This is a genomic window from Ochrobactrum sp. P6BSIII, assembly GCF_014138065.1.
GTDB lineage: Bacteria > Pseudomonadota > Alphaproteobacteria > Rhizobiales > Rhizobiaceae > Brucella.
This window is the reverse complement of record NZ_JACGXB010000007.1, coordinates 1-19,889: the sequence shown is the minus strand read 5'-3', so window position 1 is coordinate 19,889 and position 19,889 is coordinate 1. Positions and strand designations below refer to the sequence as shown.

Below are 19,889 nucleotides of genomic sequence, written 5' to 3'. Positions count from 1 at the left end.
TTACTTCGAACTATCCAGCTGCAATGGTTGATCAAAATCTGGCCGGAGAACCGTCATGTCAAACAACCTCGAACCTGAATTCTGGGCCAATGTCGACAAGCATTTGATCCGATATGGAGGTGTGTTCGACCCGGCGATCGTCGAGCGGGCAGAAGGCTGCTTCGTTTACGATGCGGACGACAGACCTATTCTGGACTTCACATCCGGGCAAATGAGCGCCCTGCTCGGCCATTCTCACCCGGCGATCATCGAGAGAGTAAAAGGACAGGTTGAGACCGTCGCGCACCTGTTCAGCGGCATGCTTTCACGGCCCGTCGTCGAGCTTGCAAGAAGGCTAGCACTCCTGGCGCCCGGTCTCGACAAAGTGCTTCTCCTCTCCACCGGCGCGGAATCGAACGAAGCTGCCATTCGCATGGCAAAGTTGGTGACTGGCAAACACGAAATTGTAGCTTTTTCCAAGAGTTGGCATGGCATGACGGGTGCGGCCGCCTCCGCGACCTATTCCGCCGGGCGTAAAGGCTACGGTCCCGCAATGGCCGGATCAATCACTGTTCCAGCACCCAACACATTCCGCCCGCGCTTCAAAAAGGCCGATGGCACCATTGATTGGCATGCTGAACTTGATGACGCTTTTGCGCTGGTCGATGCCCAGTCAATCGGAAGCCTAGCCGCATTTATCGCAGAGCCGATCCTCTCTAGCGGCGGCATGCTGGAACTGCCTGAAGGGTACCTCCGCGCACTCAGAGATAAATGCCACGAACGCGGCATGCTTCTTATCCTTGACGAAGCCCAGACGGGTATTGGCCGCACCGGCGAAATGTTCGCCTATCAGCGCGATGGCGTGACACCGGATATCCTGACCATCTCGAAGACGATCGGTGGGGGGTTGCCGCTGTCAGCCACGCTGACAACCACCAAGATCGAACAGGAGGCCTTTGAGCGCGGCTTCCTCTTCTATACGACCCACGTCTCGGACCCACTGCCCGCAGCGGTCGGTCTGGCGGTACTGGATGTCGTCGCCGAACAGGATTTGGTCGAGCGCGCACGTCACCTCGGTAAGAGGCTGATCGATGGCCTCAATGCCATCAAGCAGCGTTACGAATGCGTCGGCGATGTTCGCGGGCGCGGCCTCTTTGTGGGCATGGAGATTGTCAAGGACCGCACGAGCCGGCAACCGGACCATGAACTTGGCGCGCGCATCGCGAAAGAAGCATTCAATCGCGGCTTGAACATGAACATCGTCAAGCTGCCGGGCATGGGCGCCGTCTTCCGTATCGCACCGCCATTGATCATCACCGAAAAAGAAATCGATCTCGGCCTCGATATCATCGCCCAATCCATCGAACACGAACTCATGACAGATCAAAAGGCAGCAGCAGAATGATGAACGCGGCGACACCAGCTCCTGCGGAACAAGAACAGCCGCAGACAATCCGCGTGTTGGTAGCAAAACTTGGCCTCGACGGCCATGATCGCGGCGCAAAAGTAGTAGCGCGTGTTCTGCGCGATGCCGGTATGGAAGTGATCTATACCGGACTTTATAAAACGCCGCTCCAAGTCGTTCAGGCTGCCATTCAGGAGGACGTTGACGTCATCGGCGTCAGCCTGCTTTCAGGCTCACACGTGCCATTGTTTCGCGAACTCGGACGCTGCCTGAAAGAACAGGGCGCGGGACACATCTTTGTCGTCGCTGGCGGCGTGATACCGGAGCAGGACTATGCAGCTTTGATCGATGGCGGTGTGGATGCCATTGTGCCACAGGAAGCGCGTGTGGAGACAATCGTTACAACCATCACCGATCTTGTAACGTCCCGTGGCCGCATATGACAGCAGTCGCTCAAGCCACCACACGAACGAAAGCCGCCTACAAACCATCGCAGGAATTCGTCGCCGATGTGCTTGCCGGAGACATTCTGGCTATCGCCCGGATGATTTCGCGGGCCGAGACAGGGATTGCCGAAGCAAGTACTGCATTGGCGGATATCTACCGGCATGCGGGTAAGGCCCATATCATCGGCATCACCGGTGTACCGGGTGCTGGAAAATCGACACTCGTTTCGGCACTCATCAAGGCATTTGCCGCTGACGGTCACAAAGTCGGTGTGGTTGCTGTCGATCCCAGCAGTCCCTATTCGGGCGGCGCGATCCTTGGTGATCGCGTGCGCATGAGCGACAATGCGCAGGCGAACAACGCATTTGTCCGCAGCATGGCGACACGCGGCCATCTGGGCGGCCTTGCACCCGCCACCTTGCAGGCTGTCGATGTGCTCGACGCCGCAGGCTATTCACCGATCATCATCGAGACCGTCGGTGTCGGTCAGGATGAAGTCGAGGTCGTTTCAGCGGCGCATACGGTTGTAGTGCTTTCCGCACCGGGTCTTGGCGATGACGTTCAGGCGATCAAGGCCGGCATTCTGGAAATTGCCGATATCCATACGGTTAGCAAGGCCGACAAGCCTGAGGCAGCCGCGACACTTGCGGCACTGAAAGCCATGATGACCCTAGGGGGACCGGCGGAACAGACAACCTGGACTGTTCCCGTTTTCGCGGTCAGCCCGGTAACGGGTGACAAGGTGAGCAATCTCAAAGAACTGATCCAGCAGCACTGGGTCCATCTCAATAACACCGGCGAGCTTGCGGCCCGCCAACGAAAAATCTGCATGACACGAATATTGGGTGCCGCCCGTCGCTTGTTTCACAAGCGTTTCGTAACCGGTGCAACCGAGATCGAAAACCTGCTGCAATCGGTGTTGGAGCGGCGAGACGATCCGGAGACGGCTGCACGCACCCTTCTCAGCCGCAGAGAGGCTTTGAAATGACAAAACTATATCGGGAAGAAGCAATCGGAAGCATCAGTGCGGCACAGGCCACATGGGAAGCCAATGAACTTGCGGCGACACTTGCCAACCGGCCAGAGGAAAAAGCCGAATATGAAACCGAATGCGGCATTCCCCTGAAGCGTGTCTATACGGCTGCAGATGTTGCCGATATTCCTGCCGATGCGCTCGGTTTTCCCGGAGCTTATCCGTTCACGCGTGGCCCCTATCCAACCATGTATCGGGGACGTCCATGGACGATCCGGCAGGTTGCCGGATTCGGAAACCCTGAAGCGACCAATCAGCGCTACAAATATATGGTTCAGACCGGGCAGACTGGCCTCTCCACCGATTTCGACCTGCCCACATTGCTCGGCCTCGATTCCGACGATCCGATGGCATTTGGCGAAGTGGGCCGGTGCGGTGTTGCCATTGATACGATTGATGATGTCGACCGCCTGTTCGACGGGATCGATCTCGAACAAATCTCGGTATCCCTAACAATCAACCCGTCGGCTTGGGTCATCTATGCCATGTATGTGGCGGTTGCCGAAAGCCGTGGTTACGATCTGACAAAGCTTGCAGGTACTTTGCAGGCTGACCCACTGAAGGAATATGTGGCGCAGAAGGAATGGATCTATCCCGTTCGCCCCGCTGTGCGGCTACTGCGCGACCTGATCATGTATAGCGCCAAGGTCACGCCAAAGCTCAATCCGATCAGTCTCAGCGGCTATCACCTTTCCGACGTCGGCGGCAATGCGATCCAGGAGATCGCCTTCATCATGGCCTTCACCACAGCCTATTGCGAAGAAGTGATTGCCGCCGGCATGGACATCGACGACTTTGCGCCACGCCTCTCATTCTTCTTCATCAGCCAGCAAGATTTCTTCGAACAAATTTGCAAGTTTCGCGCGGCAAGACGGGTCTATGCGAAGCTGATGGCTGAGCGTTTCGGCGCGAAGAAGGCGGAATCGATGCGGTTGCGTGTGCATGTGCAGACCGCTGCCATGAGCCTGACCAAGGTCGAGCACCAGAACAATCTGGTGCGCACGGCAATCCAGGCACTCGGTGCCGTTCTGGGTGGATGTCAGAGCATGCATACCAACGGGCTGGATGAAGCTTTTGCTATTCCGACCGAAGAAGCGATGAAACTCGCCATCCGCACCCAGCAGATCATTCGTGACGAGATCAATGTAACGTCTGTGGTTGATCCTCTTGGCGGTTCCTTTTTCGTCGAGCGGCTGACGCACGATATGGAAGAGGAAATCTGGAAGGTCCTGAACAAGGTCGACGAGCGCGGCGGTGCAATCAAGCTTGTTGAGGAAGGCTGGTTCCAGCAACAGCTGGCCGATTCCGCTTATGCGACATTCAAGAAGATCGAAACAGGAGAAAAGGTTTCGGTCGGCGTCAATCGCTATGTCGATGAGACAGCCACAAGCGCCGATGTCGACATCCATCCCTATGACGAGGAATGCACCCAGGTTCAGATCGACCGCCTCAACGCCGTGCGCACGAGCCGCGATAACGCACATATCAAGACCCTGATGGCGGAACTGGTTGCACAAGCACAGACCGACGACGTGAACCTTTTACCGAAAACCATAGAACTCGTGAAAGCCAAGGCGTCGCTCGGCGAAATATGCCGCGCATTGCGCGACACCTGGGGCGCTTATGACGAACCAATGATCGTATGAGACACAAAATGGGAAACACTGTTGTCGTTCATGTGGATGGCGTCATTGCCTGGGTCAAGCTCAACCGACCCGACCGGTTGAATGCCATGAACCAGGCTCTGGTGAATGATCTTGCTGCTGCACTGGATCATATTGAGGCTGACGAGAAAATACGCGCGGTCATCTTGCATGGCGAAGGGCGTGCATTCTGCTCCGGCGATGACCTGCAAGATCTCGACAATCAGACCACGTCGGCTGATGCCACACAGGCGTGGGTTGAATCCATTCAGGCCATCACTTTGAAGATCATGGGGTCGAAGAAGATCGTCATTGCCGCCATTCACGGCTGGTGCGTCGGCGGCGCGCTCGAATGGGCGATCAATTGCGACTTCCGGATTTTCGCAAAAACAGCACGTTGGTTTTTTCCTGAAGTCACTTATGGGTTCTTTGTCACCGGCGGCGTCACCGCCTTGCTGACCAAGCACATCGGCCCGCAGGCTGCGAAGGAACTCATTATTCTGGGCGAGCGTCACGATGCGGCCAAGGCACTTCAAGTTGGCATCGCCTGGAAAGTGGTTCCGGACGAAGAATTGTTGAAGGAAGCACGAGCACTTGCGCTAAAAATCGCCGACCGTCCGGCAGCGTCGGTAGCCGCAATCAAAGAAGCAATCAACGAAGGTTTCCATTCGTCGCTCGAACAGGCCATGGCGCGAGAAACGCGTGCCACTGTCTCCGGTTTCCTGTCGCCTGACGCGCAGATGCGCGCGAAGCACTATTAAGCAGATGGGGCTGACGATGGATCAAATCCCCCTGCAAACGGTCATTCCCGGACAAAGCGACAGTGCTATCGATATGCGGGTACTGCCCAAAATTCTTGCGCATCAGGCAGAGATGCTGGGCGACAGGCCCTTTATCGACATCTGTGGTCGCAAAGCCAGCTTCCGGGATATGCACCGCATTTCGAACCGGCTCGCCAACGGCCTGCGCGCTCTTGGCGTCGAAAAATCGGACCGTGTGGCACTTTTGCTGCCCAATTGTTTTGAATTTGTCGCGATCTGGTTTGCCGTTGCAAAACTGGGTGCTATCGAAGCGCCGAACAATCCAGACCTTAAAGGCGAGCTTTTAAGCCACAATCTGAACAATTGCGGCGCGAAAGTGCTGATTGCCGATGCGAAAAGGCTGAGCGACCTTGCCAATATTCAGGACCAGTTACCGCTTATCGAAACGCTCGTCCTGATCGATACGACTGCCACTGCCGCGCGAGCAGCCGGTGTGACCATCGAGCAAATCGTCACTTTTGACGAATGCATGACCCAATCGGATGAGTTTGACCCGGTTGAGATCCACTATTCCGATCCAATGGCAATCCTCTATACGTCTGGGACCACCGGCCCGGCCAAAGGCGTTTTGATGTCGCATCATCATTGCTATTGCTGGACCATGGCGATGGCGCTCAATCTCGGCTACACCGCTGCCGACAGCTATTTCTGTACCTTACCCCTATTCCATACCGACGCGCAGATGTTTGGTGTCTATCTGCCGCTCATCTTTGGAACGCAAACCACTCTGGTCGAAAGTTTCAGTGCATCGCGCTTCTGGGAACAGGTACGCACCAGCGGGGCGACAGCCACGAACCTGCTCGGCGCCATGGGAGTTATTCTCGCCCGGGCAGAACCAAAAGCGGACGATGGCAACAATCCTCTTCGGGTTTGTCAATGCATTCCCATGGTTCCTGATAAAGCCGCGTTTGAACACCGCTTTGCCATGAAACTCGTTACCGGCTATGGCCAGACCGAAACCAGTTTCGTGACGCTTGATACGCCCGGCGCAACCCGCGACGGTTCATGCGGCACGGCTCATCCGGACTGGGAAGTGGCAATCGTTGATGAGCACGACCGACCCGTTGCAGCGGGCGTGGTGGGCGAAATCGTCTCGCGCCCAAAAAAGAACTGGTACATGTTCTCCGGCTACTATCGGGCCGAAGCCAGAACAGTCCAGACGCTGCGCAATCTCTGGTACCACTCCGGCGATGCTGGCTATCAGGATGAAGACGGCTGGTTTTATTTCAAGCACCGCCTGAACGAAGCAATTCGGCGACGCGGAGAAAATATCTCCGCCTTCGAGGTCGAAACAATTGCCGAGGCGCATAGCGACATTGTCGAAAGCGCCGCCTTTGGTGTTCCCTCGGAATTTACCGAAGAAGACATCATGCTGGTGGCAATGCGTCGACCGGGATCGTCCCTCACACCAGCCGAACTGGTGGAGCATTTTCGCGCTAAGGCACCGCGTCATATGACCCCGCGTTATATCGAACTCACCGATGGGCCGCTGCCGCGAACCCCAACGGAAAAGATTGCCCGCAGTGAACTTAAAAAAAGGGGAGTGACTGCGGAAGTGTTTGACCGGGGGACGCGCTGACACGCGCCGCCCGGCCCAAGAGGTCCTGAAAACAAGGGAAATCTGCGCGTGTGGGCAGCGCAGGCAGGGACATTGTTTGTGCCCGCGATTAAAATGGGAGACTATCATGAAACCGATACTGCTTCCGGCGATCAGTTTGTCAGTCATGCTCGCCCTCGGTGGTGCTGCCTCCGCGGATATCGTGGTTGGCGTAGCTGGCCCAATCACCGGCCCCAATGCTGCTTTCGGCGCCCAGTTTCAAAAGGGTGCGGAACAGGCGGCGAACGACATCAATGCAAAAGGCGGCATACTCGGCCAGAAAATCAAGGTTGAGATCGGCGACGATGTTTCCGATCCCAAGCAGGGGATCTCGGTCGCTAACAAGTTTGCTGCTGACGGCGTCAAATACGTCATCGGCCACTACAATTCCGGCGTTTCAATTCCTGCTTCTGAAGTCTATGCCGAAAACGGTGTACTGGAATTTTCGCCAGCATCGACCAATCCGCAATATACCGAGCGCGAGCTTTGGAACACATTCCGCACGTGCGGTCGCGATGACCAGCAGGGCAAAGTGGCAGGCGACTATATCGTCGAGCATTTCAAGAACGCAAAAATCGCCATCGTTCACGACAAGACGCCCTATGGTGTCGGGCTCGTCGATGTCGCCAAGAAGGTGCTGAACGACGCTGGTGTCAAGGAAGTGCTCTATGAGGGCATTAATCAGGGTGATAAAGACTTCTCAGCACTCATCAGCAAGATGAAAGAGTCTGGCGTTTCCCTGATCTATTTCGGCGGCCTCCATACGGAAGCCGGGCTGATCATGCGCCAGTCTGCCGATCAGGGACTGAAGGCTACGCTCTTTTCCGGCGACGGCATGGTCTCCAATGAGCTTGCCTCGATCGCGGGCGATGCAGTCATAGGTACGTTGAACACATTCGCGCCCGACCCACGCAAGAACCCGGCGGCGAAAGAACTCGTTGAGAAGTATCGCGCGCAGGGCTTTGAGCCGGAAGCCTATACGCTTTATTCCTATGCCGCGATGCAGATCATTACACAGGCCATCGAAAAACTTGGCTCTGCCGAAGACGCGCAAAAAGTCGCCGAGACCATCAAATCCGGCGGAGCCTGGCCTACAGTAATCGGCCAGATCAGCTATGATGCAAAGGGAGACATTACCCGGCCGGACTATGTTGTCTATGAGTGGACGAAAGGCGAGAACGGCAAACCCACTTACGGCGAGAAATAGTCGTAACGTTTGAACCGTCGACCAGGATAATCAATAACAGAGGCGCGGATTTTAAACCGCGCCTCTCCTTTATTCGGGTCGAAGCGGTCCTAGCGCTCTGAGAATTCCAGAACTGTGCCGCTGGCGCTCTCGGGCTTCACGGCCACGCCTGCCGACGTTGGCACGAAGGAAACGCCGTGTGCGGACAGTGCTGCACGCGCTTTATCCAATGAACTGACCCGAATGCGAAGCGCCGCAAATGCGCTGGCGGGTGTCTTGCTCAGGTCAACTTCCGGGTAAAGCGATGCCGCTTTCTCACGATCCACAACCAGTATATCGGCGGACTCTGGTCCGGTTAGAACCTTCCAGCCACCATCATGCTCAATAGCTTCCCCGGCTCTGAAAAGACGGGCGAAGCCTTTGGCAGACTGTGCGGGTTCATCCGAGATGGTCACGATGGCAGATAGTCCGATTGCCCCATTTTCATGTTCGATCAATTCCGGCAACCAGACGGTTTCACGGGTCTTGTGCTGGCACATGAACACCATGCCTTGCGGGACTTCGCTATTTGCGAAGGATACGGTTTCAAAGGCTGCAACGCCTTCGCCACCGCTCGGCAATTGCACGGGGCGCTGAAAGGCGCCGACTTCGCCCGTCGCTATATCGAGCGCTGCAAGCTCCGCCTTTGCCTCGCGTGCATTATCGATCCGGCAGGCAATTGCATGTAGTCCTTCACCTTGCGCGGCCAGTTTCTCACGCTGGTGCAAATTGCCCGGCGTTTCGGCAACAATGCCCAGAAGCTCGAAATAGTCCTCCGGGAACATGATCGTATAGTTGCCGGTGCCTTTCTCCTTGCTGTGCAGCCCGCGTGGGCTCAGCGTAAAACCGAAGCGACGGTACTGCTCGGCACTTTTCTCCAGATCGTTAACCAGCAGAAAAACGTGATCGACGCCTTTTACCGGATGAGACATGCGGAGTTTCCTTTTTTCATAAAATCAGATGCTAGGAATTGAGGCTTATTTCTTTGTCGGCGCCAATACAATCTCATGGATTGTGACGCGCGGGTTCATATTGGCAACATAGAGTGCGGTTTCAGCCATGTCCTCCGGCTGGATGACGTCATCCATGCGTGCAGGATCAAAACCCGGGCGACGCGCCAGAAGCGGCGTCGCCACTTCGCCGGGGCAAAGAACAGTAGAACGAATACCGTTTTGCCCCTCCTGCGCGTTCAGGCTCGCGCTCAAATCGTTGAGCGCATGCTTGGATGCGCCATAGGGCACGCCACCAGCCGGTGATGAAAAACGTCCCGCCCACGAAGATGTATGGATCATCAGGCCAGCGCCCTGCTTGCGCATCGGGGTCAGTGCGGCCGCGATCACATTGATAGCCCCCTTGATATTGATATCGATGACATCATCCCATGAATCGAAATCGATATCAGACCAGCTGCGGCGCGGGATATTAAGACCAGCATTGTTGCAGAGTATATCGAGACGTCCGGCCCAGCCGACGATGGCTTCCGCAGTATCTGCCATCGCTTTGCGGTCAAGCACGTCAGCAGGAAACGTCCGAACCTCACCGCCAGCGGACGTGATCTCATCAGCGATAGACGCCAGCGCATCCGCTTTCCGGCCGGTCAGAGCGACAGGCCAGCCCTGGCTTGCAAACCGTCGCGCCATAGCGGCCCCGATGCCCGACCCGGCACCCGTGATCCACACCGCACCTGGCTTGGTTTTGCCCGCATTTTCGTTCTGTTCGTGAGAAATCTGGCTCATCAACAAACTCCAATATAGAAAATCGACATTTATTAACGCATGGTTATCGAGAAATTATACTAATTTTATCATTCAAATTAGTTTATCTTGACAAAATCATAGCGGATTCTAGCATAACCGTGCTTGCATAAGAAAAAGACCCTTGAGAGCTGCTTTAAAGAGCGTTTTCAGGGGGTTGAACAATATCGGGACGTGCGGGAAAAGAGGCCGGAAAGCCCTCCTCAACGTCCTTCAGGGGAACATAGAATGCATATCAGAAAAGCTGGCCTTGGCCTGTTTCTCGCAGCCTTTTCGCTCGCGACGGCGTCATCTCACGCCGAAGAAGTGAAGCGCGGCGGTACGGTTATTGTCCATATGAATACCGAGCAGGGCGTACTCAACCCTGCGCTGCGCGCCTCCACCGGCGTTTACCAGATCACTGGCCGCATTTTGGAGCCTCTGATCGACCGTACCTATGAGGGCTATGTACCGGTTCTGGCAACGAGCTGGTCTTCATCGGAAGACGGCAAGGCCATCACCTTCAAGCTGCGCGAGAATGTACGCTGGCATGATGGCCAGCCTTTCACCTGCGATGACGTTTCGTTCAGCGCGATGAACCTCTGGAAGAAGCTGCTCAACTATTCGACCACGCTTCAGGCCAATCTCGAAGCTGTCGACTGCACAGACCCGCACACAGCCGTGTTCCGCTATTCCAAGCCGATGCCTCTGGAATTGCTGGTCGCAGCCATGCCAGATCTCGGCCATCCGGTGCCGAAGCATCTTTATGAAGGCACCGATATTCTGAAGAACAAGTACAATTCCGCGCCGGTCGGCACGGGTCCATTCAAGTTCGTCGAATATGAGCGCGGTCAGCACATCATTGCCGAGCGCAATGACGATTATTGGCGCGGCAAGGAATATCCTTATCTCGACCGTATCATCTGGCGTTTCATGCCAGACAAGGCCGCGGCTGCCGCAGCACTTGAAGCTGGTGAAATGATGGAAACCGCCTTCAACGGCATTTCCATGTCGGATACCGAGCGCCTCCAGAAGGATGGCCGCTTCGACACCGGCACCAAAGGCTTCGAAAACAACGTCGCCCACTCGACCATCGAGTTCAACCTGCGCAATCCGATCCTTGCCAATCTGAAGGTTCGTCAGGCGATCTATCACGCGCTCGACATTGATTTTGCGATCAAGACGATCATGCGCGGCTACGCCAAGCCGGGTCGTGGCCCGATCCCGAGCACCGGTGGCGCAAATTATACCGATCAGGTCCAGACCTATCCGTATGACGTGGAAAAGGCCAAGAAGCTGCTCGATGAGGCCGGCTACCCGGCAGGCCCGGATGGTATCCGCTTCAAGCTGCGCCATCGTCCGGCACCATGGGGCGAGTATACGCAGCTTTGGGCTGAATATTATGCGCAGGCCATGAAAGAAGTCGGCATCGACGTCGAAATCCTGACCAACGATGCGCCGGGCTTCCTGAACGGTGTCTATCGCGATCACGACTTCGACACGGCGAGCGGCTGGCACCAGTTCCGTTCTGACCCGGCTGTCTCGACCACCGTCTGGCTGCGTTCCGGCGCTCCGGTCGGCACGGCATGGTCCAACCAGTTCGACTATAATTCTGACGAAATGGACAGCCTGATCGACAAGGCTGCAAGCGAGCTCGACCCTGCCAAGCGCGCTGATCTCTATCACCAGATCCAGCAGCTTGAAATGAAGGACCTGCCGGTCATCTTCGCCATCGAACATCCATTCGTCGGCGTGACCAACAAGGTTCTCAAGAACCACCACAATACACCGCGGTGGGATTCGTCGAGCTGGTACGATCTCTGGATCGATCAATAAGCGATATAAGACCGCTGCCGAACTTCCGGCAGCGGTTCTCCCACTTTTATGAATGCTGACTATGAATATCTTGCAGGATAATCCGCAATGTCCCTGCCCCCAATCCTGACCTTTGCGCTGCGCCGCATCTTGCAGGCAATCCCCGTCATCCTCCTCATCATGATCGGGGCGTTTCTGCTTATCAAGCTTGCGCCCGGCGACACGGTTGACGCACTTGTCGGCGACATGGGCGGCGCAGACCCGCAATTCGTTGCCAATCTGCGCACCGAATATGGTCTCGACCAACCGGTCTGGGTGCAGCTGTGGATTTACATGACCAAGCTGGCTCGGTTCGATTTCGGCTGGTCCTATGTCTATGAACTGCCCGTACTGGATGTGCTCAAGGCTCGTCTTGTGCCAACGCTGCTGCTTATGCTCTCTTCCCTGTCGGTCGCCTTTATTTTCGGCATCGCGCTTGGCGCTTTTGCGGCGCGCAAGGCCTATTCGCTGACCGACAATGTCATTTCAACGCTTGGCCTCGTGTTCTACGCCATGCCGAGTTTCTTCCTCAGCCTCATCCTGATGTTTATCTTTTCCGTCAAGCTGGGCTGGCTGCCCGTCGGCGGGTACAAAACGCTGGGCGGCTTTTATACCGGCTGGAAGAACGTCTGGGATATTGCGGTTCACCTCGTCATGCCGACGACGGCGCTTTCACTTATCTACCTTGCATTTTACATGCGCCTGATGCGCACAAGCGTGCTCGAAGTAGCCGATCTCGATTATGTCCGTACAGCCCGCGCCAAGGGAGCCAGCGGCGCGAGACTGATGTTCCATCACATTATGCGCAACGCTTTCCTCCCCGTCGTGACGTTGCTGGGCCTCCAGTTTTCCACCGTGCTTGGCGGCTCGGTTGTGATCGAGACAATCTTCTCGCTGCCCGGCCTTGGCCAGCTTGCCTATACCTCGGTGATCAAGCGCGACCTCAACACGCTGATGGGCATTATTTTCCTGTGCTCGGTGCTGGTGGTGATCGTGAACTTCATCACCGATCTCATCTATGCGCGGCTTGATTCCAGGATCGAACTGTCATGACATCCCAGGACCTCTCCCTCACTCGCCCGCCTGTGTCCCGCACGAAAGTTCTGTGGCAGCGTTTCAGCCGCAACCGCGCCGCTGTGCTCGGCCTAGTCCTTTTCATCGCCGTGGTTTTGATCGCGCTTCTGGCCGATTTCATTGTCCCCGGCGATCCGTTGCGCCGCGCTGGCGATCCACTTGTCTGGCCTTTCATCAATGGTGCAACACCGCTCGGCACCGACCAGCTCGGTCGCGATATCATGGCTGGCATTTTCCATGGTGCACGCATCTCGTTGCTGATTGGCGTCGTAGCGACCCTGATCTCGATCATCATCGGCATCGTGATCGGCGCGCTTGCCGGTTATTATGGCGGCTGGGTGGATGACGTTCTGATGCGCATCACCGAAGCTTTCCAGACAGTGCCCAGCTTCGTGCTGCTTTTAACGCTGGTGGCCATTTTCGGCTCATCCATCGAGAACATCATTATCTGCATCGGCATCGTGTCATGGACTGCGCCTGCCCGTATGGTACGTGCCGAGTTTCTGGCGTTGCGCAAGCGCGAATTCATTGACGCTGCGCGTAATCTCGGTGTCGGCAACATGTCGATCATCTTCCGCGAAATCCTGCCAAACGCTTTGCCGCCAGTGATCGTGTTCGCGTCCGTGGTTATGGCCACATCCATCCTGATGGAAAGCGCACTTGCCTTCCTCGGTCTCGGTGATCCCAACTATGCGAGCTGGGGTAACATGATCGGTCAGGGCCGCGCCGTATTGCGCACCGACTGGTTCTGCTCGGTCATTCCCGGCATTGCCATTCTGCTCACCGTTCTTTCCTTCAGTCTGCTCGGCGAAGGCCTGAACGACGCGCTTAATCCGAGGCAGAAGAAATAATGACCGCCGCACCTGTTCTAGAAATCAGCAACCTGCAAATCGCGCTGCCGAAGGGCGCCGACCGTCCCTATGCCTTGCAGGACCTGACGCTGACCATCAATCCCGGCGAAATCGTCTGCCTCGTTGGCGAAAGCGGCTCCGGTAAATCGCTTTCGGCAGGCGCGATCATGCGCCTTCTGCCGGAACCGCATGTTCGCGTAACCCACGGCACGATCAAGCTTGAAGGTACAGATCTTTATTCGCTCAGCGAAGCCGACATGAAAAAGCTGCGCGGCAATCGCATCGGCATGATCTTTCAGGAGCCGATGACTGCGCTCAACCCGCAGAAAACGGTTGGCTGGCAGATCGATGAAGTGTTGCGCCTGCACACCAAGCTGAGCCGCAAGGAACGTCGCGCTGCCGTGCTTGATATGCTGGCAGAAGTGAAAATCCCCGACCCGGAATCTGCCTATAACGCCTATCCGCACCAGATTTCGGGCGGACAGCGCCAGCGCGTCATGATCGCCATGGCGCTGATCCTTAAGCCACGTCTCATCATTGCCGATGAGCCGACCACGGCGCTCGACGTTACAACACAGGCCCAAATCCTGAAACTGATCCGTGATCTGCAACGCGAACACGACACGGGCATTCTTTTCATCACACACGACTTTGGTGTAGTTGCAGAAATTGCCGATCGCGTCGCCGTGTTGCGGCTTGGTGAGCTGGTTGAACAAGGCCCGGCAAATGAAGTGCTGAACCATCCCCAGCACGCCTACACAAAAGCGCTGATTGCTTCGGTTCCAGCACTCACACCGCCCGAGCCAAAGCCATCCGTTGAAGCGCAGCCGATTATTCTCAAGGCGAGCGCCTTACGCAAAACATTCAAGGCGCGGGGTGGATTGCTCTCCGGCAAACGCAGCGCAGTGCCCGCTGTGAACGATCTGTCGTTTGAATTGCGTCAGGGGGAAACCCTTGGCGTCGTAGGTGAAAGCGGGTCGGGCAAGACGACCGTTTCGCGCATCGTCACGCGTCTGCTGGAAGCAGATAGCGGCATGGTCGACATCAACGGCAGGGATTTTCTGGGCGCAAGCCCGCGTGAAGTGCGCGCCATGCGCAAGGATATCCAGATGGTCTTTCAGGACCCGATGGCTTCTCTCAACCCGCGCCGCCGTGTGGTTGACCTGATTGCACAAGGTCCTATCGTCCATGGCGTGCCAAAAGCACAGGCCCACGCAAAAGCACGCGAATTGCTGGAACTGGTCGAGCTTTCGCCCGCCGCCGCCGATCGATTTCCGCACGAGTTTTCCGGCGGACAGCGCCAGCGCATCGGCATTGCTCGTGCCTTGGCGCTTGAACCACGGATCATTGTGGCGGACGAACCGGTCTCGGCACTAGACGTCTCGGTGCAGGCGCAGGTACTGCGACTTCTGGCCGATCTGCGTGAACGGCTGAACCTGTCACTGCTCTTCGTCACCCATGATCTTCGCGTCGCAGCCCAGCTTTGCGACCGCATCATTGTCATGTCCAAGGGTGAAATCGCCGAAACCGGCCCAACGGCGGAAGTTTTCGCCAATCCTCGCCACGAATACACACAGCGCCTGCTTGCCTCCATCCCCGGCAAGAACTGGACGCCTCCTCGTCTTGAAAACGCGTGAAGCCATGCAAAAAGTAGAATTCCCACCCTCCATTTGGGCCGCCACTGCGCCACCTCGCACACCGGCCAAGCCGCTTAACAGTGACACTGAAGCCGATGTCGTTATCATCGGTGGTGGTTTTACAGGTCTGTCGGCAGCGCTTCATCTGGCAAAACGCGGCAAGCGCGTCATCCTGCTGGAAGGCAATGCTGTCGGCTGGGGCGCGTCTGGACGCAACAATGGTCAGGTCATCCCGACGATGACGTCTGCCGAACCGGATGCTATTGCCAAGCGCTATGGCGCTTCAGGTGAACGCTTTGCAAGGCTCATTGGCAACAGCGCGGATATTCTCTTTTCAATCGTGCGCGATGAAAATATCGAAGCCGAAGCCGAACAGAAGGGCTGGTTCCAGCCTGCTCACTCGCCCGGTCGCGTGAAGCTTTCGCAATCGCGCGTGGAAGCGTGGAAGCGGTTCGGCTTTCCAGCAGAATTTCTTGACCGAGCGGCAACATCGCAATTGCTCGGCACAGATTTCTGGTATGGCGGCATGTTCAACCCGACTGGTGGCCATATTAATCCGCTGGCCTTCGCGCGCGGCCTTGCTGCCGCTGCGGAACGCCATGGCGCAATCATACACGAGCAAAGCCCTGTCACCTCCTATCGACAGATCGGTGATCACTGGGAAGTACGAACCGACAACGCAACCGTCCGCGCCAAAGGCTTTCTACTCGCCACCAATGCCTATACTGGCGAGCTGCGCGAAAAGCTCGCCCCGCGTCTGGCCCGTACAATCGTGCCGGTACTCTCGTGGCAGATGGCGACCGCACCTGTGAGCGACAATCTGCGCGCGACAATTTTGCCCGGACGACAAGCCGTCTCCGATACGCGCGGCGACCTGCGCTTCTTCCGCTATGATGCCCGCAACAGGCTGATCACCGGTGGCATCGTGATGGGCGATTTCAACGTCGCGGAACGCGTCAAGCGCAAGACCGCACGTAACATGGCTGAATCTTTCCCGGCATTGGGCGAACCAGAAATCACCCATGTCTGGAGCGGCTATATCGGCATGACGTGGGACCGCTTTCCACGCGTTCATCAACTTGGCGCCAATGGCTGGGCATGGATTGGCTGTAACGGGCGCGGCGTAGCGCTTGGCACTTCCCTTGGCCGCGAATTTGCACGCGCGCTTGATGGAGAGCCGGTGCAAGAACTCGCCTTGCCCGTCTCTGAACCTGTGCCACTGCCGTTTCACAAAGTGGCGCGAAAGATCGCCCCATTCTATCTCGCCTGGCTTCGACGCAAGGACCTCTCCGAGCCCAATCTCTAAGCCAGCTCATTCAACGTTCATGTGAAAGGTCAGATCCATGAATCAATTGCCAATTCTCGAACGCCGCCGCATTGAGGCGATGGTCATCAAGAACATCTACGATGTCGTGCGCGAACGCTCCGGTGAAGAAGAAGCGCAGACTGTCGTGGGCGAAGCCGTCAGCCGCTCCGCTATTGAACAGGGCAAGAGCTTTGCCGAGGATCTCGGCCGCACGCCGACGCTTCAGGATTTTGCCGATATCCAGCCGCTCTGGACAAAGGAAAACGCACTCGAAATCGACGTGATTTCGCGAGACGCAAGCCATTTCGATTTCAACGTTACGCGTTGCCGCTATTCAGAAATGTATCGCGAGATGGGCCTTGGTCATATTGGCCATCTTTTATCCTGCAATCGCGATGGTGATTTCTGCATCGGCTATAATCCTGCAATGAAGCTGGAACGCACGCAGACCATCATGAAGGGCGCAAGCCACTGCGATTTCCGCTATACCCTCGACGCCACCGAAGAAACGACGAAGGAAGCCTGATATGCCGGTTGAAAACTGGACGTCGAACCAGCTTGATGAACTCGTTGCGTTCCGCCGCGACCTTCACGAAAATCCTGAGCTGCTTTACGATGTGAACCGGACAGCGGACAAGGTTGCCGAAGCGTTGCGCGCAGCAGGCGTGGATGAAGTCGCAACAGGCATCGGGCGCACCGGTGTCGTCGGTGTTATTCGCGGACAGACCAATAATTCCGGTCGCACTGTTGCCTTGCGCGCCGACATGGATGCGCTGCCTATTCTGGAAGAAACCGGCGCAGAATGGTCGTCGAAAGTGCCCGGCAAGATGCATGCTTGCGGTCATGACGGCCATACGACGATGCTTTTGGGCGCCGCCCGCGAACTGGCGCAAAGCCGGGCTTTCGATGGTACCGTCGTCGTTATTTTCCAGCCTGCAGAAGAAGGAGGGGCCGGTGCCAAGGCAATGATTGAGGACGGCCTGTTCAAGCGCTGGCCGGTCAATGAAGTCTACGGTATGCACAACCGTCCAAATCTCGAGGTCGGACATTTCACCATCAACTCTGGCCCGATCATGGGCTCGGTCGATGTGCTCGACATCACCATCGAGGGCGTTGGTGGGCATGCAGCCTCACCGCACCAAACCATCGATCCCATTCCGGTAACGGCGGCACTCATTCAGGCTATCCAGACACTGACTGCCCGCACGCTCGACCCGCTGGACTCTGCGGTGATTTCGATCACGACTATTCAGGGCGGTGACGCATTCAACGTTATTCCGCAGAAAATCCGGATGACCGGCACGGTCCGCACGCTTCGCGAGGAAGTGCGTGACCATATCGAGAAAAAGCTTGCCCGTGCAGTACAGGGCATCGCCGACGCATTTGAAGCCAAGGCGACACTCGATTATCAGCGCAACTATCCCGTGACCGTCAATCACGAGCAGGAAACCGAACTCGCGGCCATCGCTGCCGAGGCGGTCTCAGGTTCCGAGCGTGTCACGCGCGACATGCCTGCAACGCTGGGCGGTGAGGATTTCGCGTTCATGCTGAATGAAGTTCCGGGCGCAATGATCAATATCGGCAACGGTCCGAGCGCCAATCTGCATCACCCGAAATATGACTTCAACGATGATGTCATTGCCTGGGGATGTTCCTATTGGACGACTTTGGTGCGCCACAGATTGCCGGTTTAGCAGCGCTGAAACGCTTGCATATTATAAAGCTTTCGGTGAGGCGGTTTTCCGCCTCACCGAACATTTTTTAGACAGCGCTTTTCAACGACCTATGGGCGGAAATTGGAAACAACCAGTCATATGCGATGTTGAAAAGAAACGTATAGGCCAGGTAGAAGAGCACAATCACGACGTCCATCATCAGGGCAGCGATAATCGAAATACCCAGATACCAGGCAATGAATGGTATCAACAGCACAACAAGTCCTGCTTCAAACAGCATGGCATGCACAACGCGCAGAGGCATGGTTTTACGCGCCGTTCCTCTCAGTCGCAACATGGCCCGATCAAATCCAAGATTGAAGAGAAAATTCCAGATGGTCGCGGTTGTCGCAGATATGATCCCGACAACGCCCATGGCTTCCACCGGCTTGTTAAAGAGAATGGCCGAGGCCGGGATGAAAATTGCCAGTCCAATAATTTCAAACATCGCCGCATGGCGAACACGATCCATAAAACTACGCACTTTGATTTATTCCTTGATATTGGTGCGCCCTTTCTATCTACTATTGTGGATTTGAAAAGTTAGATACTATCTGGATTTGCGATAGATGAATGTCGAGCTGGACCAACTGGAAGCATTCGTCGCAGCCGCCGAGCACGGCTCCTTTTCGGCAGCAGCACGTCATTTGCGCAAAGCACAATCAGCCGTTAGCGTTTTGATTTCGTCTCTGGAAGACGACCTCAACGTCAAACTCTTCAGCCGAGCAACGCGCAGCCCGGCGCTCACCGAAGCAGGCAAAAGGCTGTTGCCTGAAGCGCGCCTCATGCTGGACAGACGTGAGCATCTGATTTCAGTCGCGCGAAACTTCGACGCGCATGTTGAATCAAGATTGGTGGTTGCTCTGGATGAGCTGTATCCAGAACCGGCAGTTGCCGCACTTTTCGCCGCGTTTGCACAGCACTATCCCCATGTTGAACTCGAATTGCAGTTTCCGCATTCATCCGTGATCGCCGGTCTTTTGAAAGACGGCAAGGTTGATCTTGGTGTCATGTGGCGTCTCGATCAGATGCCATCTGAGCTTGGATTCCAGACTATAGGCTGGGTACCGCTTGTTCTCGTATGCGGACGCAACCACCCGCTCGCCAGCATGCCCGTCAGTTGGGAAGATTTGAAAACCCATCGACAGATCATGGTTCGCAAACGTAGCGACGAAGATGAAAAACACCGGCTGAGGGTGGCCGCAGAAGTCTGGTGGGTGGAAAGCCACTGGGTCATTCTGCAAATTCTGAAACAGGGCATCGGCTGGGCTTACATCCCCGAGCATATCCTGCGGGATTCACCTTTGGCTGGTGAGCTTGTCATTCCAAAGCTACAGTTTGATGGTGGAGCCCATCCCGTAGCGCTTGAACTCGTCTGGAACAAGCATCGTCCGCATGGCCCCGCCGCAAAGTGGCTCAGACAACAATTTGCCTCTGACAAATTTTGATTTGGCCCAAGCGGGTGATCTTGAATTCTAGGCCGTGCACTCATAAATAGGCTAGCTATTTGAATGGATTAGTTATTGAAAGGCCTCGGATTTGGAGGTCTTTGATGTCACGTCGCCGCTA

General features: G+C 56.1%; 18 protein-coding genes. 15 read left to right on the top strand and 3 right to left on the bottom strand.

The features are described from left to right. Positions 1 to 55 precede the first annotated feature (55 nt). The 7 genes from FHW00_RS11480 (at position 56) to FHW00_RS11450 (ending at position 8,132) form a co-directional block, all read left to right on the top strand. On the top strand, positions 56 to 1,384 hold the full coding sequence (locus tag FHW00_RS11480; RefSeq protein WP_078340675.1) for an aspartate aminotransferase family protein: 1,329 nt from the start codon (positions 56 to 58) through the stop codon (positions 1,382 to 1,384). Then, positions 1,381 to 1,827 carry a cobalamin B12-binding domain-containing protein gene (locus tag FHW00_RS11475; RefSeq protein WP_078340676.1) on the top strand — a complete coding sequence of 149 codons (447 nt, stop codon included), beginning with the start codon at positions 1,381 to 1,383 and terminating at the stop codon, positions 1,825 to 1,827. The genes FHW00_RS11480 and FHW00_RS11475 overlap by 4 nt, the downstream gene beginning before the upstream one ends. Then, positions 1,824 to 2,819, top strand: a complete 996-nt coding sequence (gene meaB / locus FHW00_RS11470) for a methylmalonyl Co-A mutase-associated GTPase MeaB (protein ID WP_078340677.1) — start codon at positions 1,824 to 1,826, stop codon at positions 2,817 to 2,819. The genes FHW00_RS11475 and meaB overlap by 4 nt, the downstream gene beginning before the upstream one ends. Then, the gene (locus FHW00_RS11465; protein ID WP_182514656.1) at positions 2,816 to 4,510 is read left to right on the top strand and encodes a methylmalonyl-CoA mutase family protein; all 1,695 of its coding nucleotides are present in this window, start codon (positions 2,816 to 2,818) and stop codon (positions 4,508 to 4,510) included. Before meaB ends, FHW00_RS11465 begins: the two co-directional genes overlap by 4 nt. 8 nt (positions 4,511 to 4,518) lie before the next feature. Next, positions 4,519 to 5,268 (top strand): enoyl-CoA hydratase/isomerase family protein, encoded by a 750-nt coding sequence (locus tag FHW00_RS11460; protein ID WP_078340678.1) that lies wholly within the window; start codon positions 4,519 to 4,521, stop codon positions 5,266 to 5,268. A 16-nt stretch (positions 5,269 to 5,284) separates the two neighbouring features. Next, positions 5,285 to 6,907, top strand: coding sequence for an AMP-binding protein (locus FHW00_RS11455; protein WP_445557999.1), 1,623 nt, complete (start codon positions 5,285 to 5,287; stop codon positions 6,905 to 6,907). Positions 6,908 to 7,013: 106 nt separating this feature from the next. After that, the gene (locus FHW00_RS11450) at positions 7,014 to 8,132 is read left to right on the top strand and encodes a branched-chain amino acid ABC transporter substrate-binding protein (protein WP_078340680.1); all 1,119 of its coding nucleotides are present in this window, start codon (positions 7,014 to 7,016) and stop codon (positions 8,130 to 8,132) included. A gap of 89 nt (positions 8,133 to 8,221) precedes the next feature. Here FHW00_RS11450 and FHW00_RS11445 read toward each other — a convergent pair whose 3' ends face one another. Then, positions 8,222 to 9,082, bottom strand: a complete 861-nt coding sequence (locus FHW00_RS11445) for a VOC family protein (RefSeq protein WP_078340681.1) — start codon at positions 9,080 to 9,082, stop codon at positions 8,222 to 8,224. Between the two features lie 45 nt (positions 9,083 to 9,127). Further along, a complete protein-coding gene (locus FHW00_RS11440; protein ID WP_078340682.1) occupies positions 9,128 to 9,886 on the bottom strand; it encodes an SDR family oxidoreductase in 759 nt (252 codons plus the stop codon). A gap of 246 nt (positions 9,887 to 10,132) precedes the next feature. Between FHW00_RS11440 and FHW00_RS11435 the strand changes: the two genes are divergently transcribed. The 7 genes from FHW00_RS11435 (at position 10,133) to FHW00_RS11405 (ending at position 18,299) form a co-directional block, all read left to right on the top strand. Beyond that, a complete protein-coding gene (locus FHW00_RS11435) occupies positions 10,133 to 11,719 on the top strand; it encodes an ABC transporter substrate-binding protein (protein WP_078340683.1) in 1,587 nt (528 codons plus the stop codon). 87 nt (positions 11,720 to 11,806) lie between these two features. After that, complete coding sequence (locus tag FHW00_RS11430; RefSeq protein WP_078340684.1) at positions 11,807 to 12,790, top strand: ABC transporter permease; 984 nt, start codon at positions 11,807 to 11,809, stop codon at positions 12,788 to 12,790. After that, positions 12,787 to 13,662, top strand: a complete 876-nt coding sequence (locus FHW00_RS11425; protein ID WP_078340685.1) for an ABC transporter permease — start codon at positions 12,787 to 12,789, stop codon at positions 13,660 to 13,662. Before FHW00_RS11430 ends, FHW00_RS11425 begins: the two co-directional genes overlap by 4 nt. Continuing rightward, positions 13,662 to 15,299 (top strand): ABC transporter ATP-binding protein, encoded by a 1,638-nt coding sequence (locus FHW00_RS11420; protein ID WP_078340686.1) that lies wholly within the window; start codon positions 13,662 to 13,664, stop codon positions 15,297 to 15,299. The genes FHW00_RS11425 and FHW00_RS11420 overlap by 1 nt, the downstream gene beginning before the upstream one ends. A 4-nt stretch (positions 15,300 to 15,303) precedes the next feature. Continuing rightward, on the top strand, positions 15,304 to 16,605 hold the full coding sequence (locus FHW00_RS11415) for an NAD(P)/FAD-dependent oxidoreductase (RefSeq protein ID WP_078340687.1): 1,302 nt from the start codon (positions 15,304 to 15,306) through the stop codon (positions 16,603 to 16,605). Positions 16,606 to 16,642: 37 nt separating this feature from the next. Then, positions 16,643 to 17,131: an L-2-amino-thiazoline-4-carboxylic acid hydrolase gene (locus FHW00_RS11410; RefSeq protein WP_078340688.1), complete on the top strand. Its 489-nt coding sequence runs from the start codon at positions 16,643 to 16,645 to the stop codon at positions 17,129 to 17,131. Between the two features lies 1 nt (position 17,132). After that, positions 17,133 to 18,299 (top strand): M20 aminoacylase family protein, encoded by a 1,167-nt coding sequence (locus FHW00_RS11405; protein WP_078340689.1) that lies wholly within the window; start codon positions 17,133 to 17,135, stop codon positions 18,297 to 18,299. Between the two features lie 67 nt (positions 18,300 to 18,366). Here FHW00_RS11405 and FHW00_RS11400 read toward each other — a convergent pair whose 3' ends face one another. After that, the gene (locus FHW00_RS11400) at positions 18,367 to 18,804 is read right to left on the bottom strand and encodes a PACE efflux transporter (RefSeq protein ID WP_078340690.1); all 438 of its coding nucleotides are present in this window, start codon (positions 18,802 to 18,804) and stop codon (positions 18,367 to 18,369) included. Positions 18,805 to 18,889: 85 nt separating this feature from the next. On the opposite strand from FHW00_RS11400, the gene FHW00_RS11395 reads away from it, so the two are divergent. Next, positions 18,890 to 19,768 carry a LysR family transcriptional regulator gene (locus FHW00_RS11395; RefSeq protein ID WP_078340691.1) on the top strand — a complete coding sequence of 293 codons (879 nt, stop codon included), beginning with the start codon at positions 18,890 to 18,892 and terminating at the stop codon, positions 19,766 to 19,768. Positions 19,769 to 19,889: the final 121 nt, after the last annotated feature.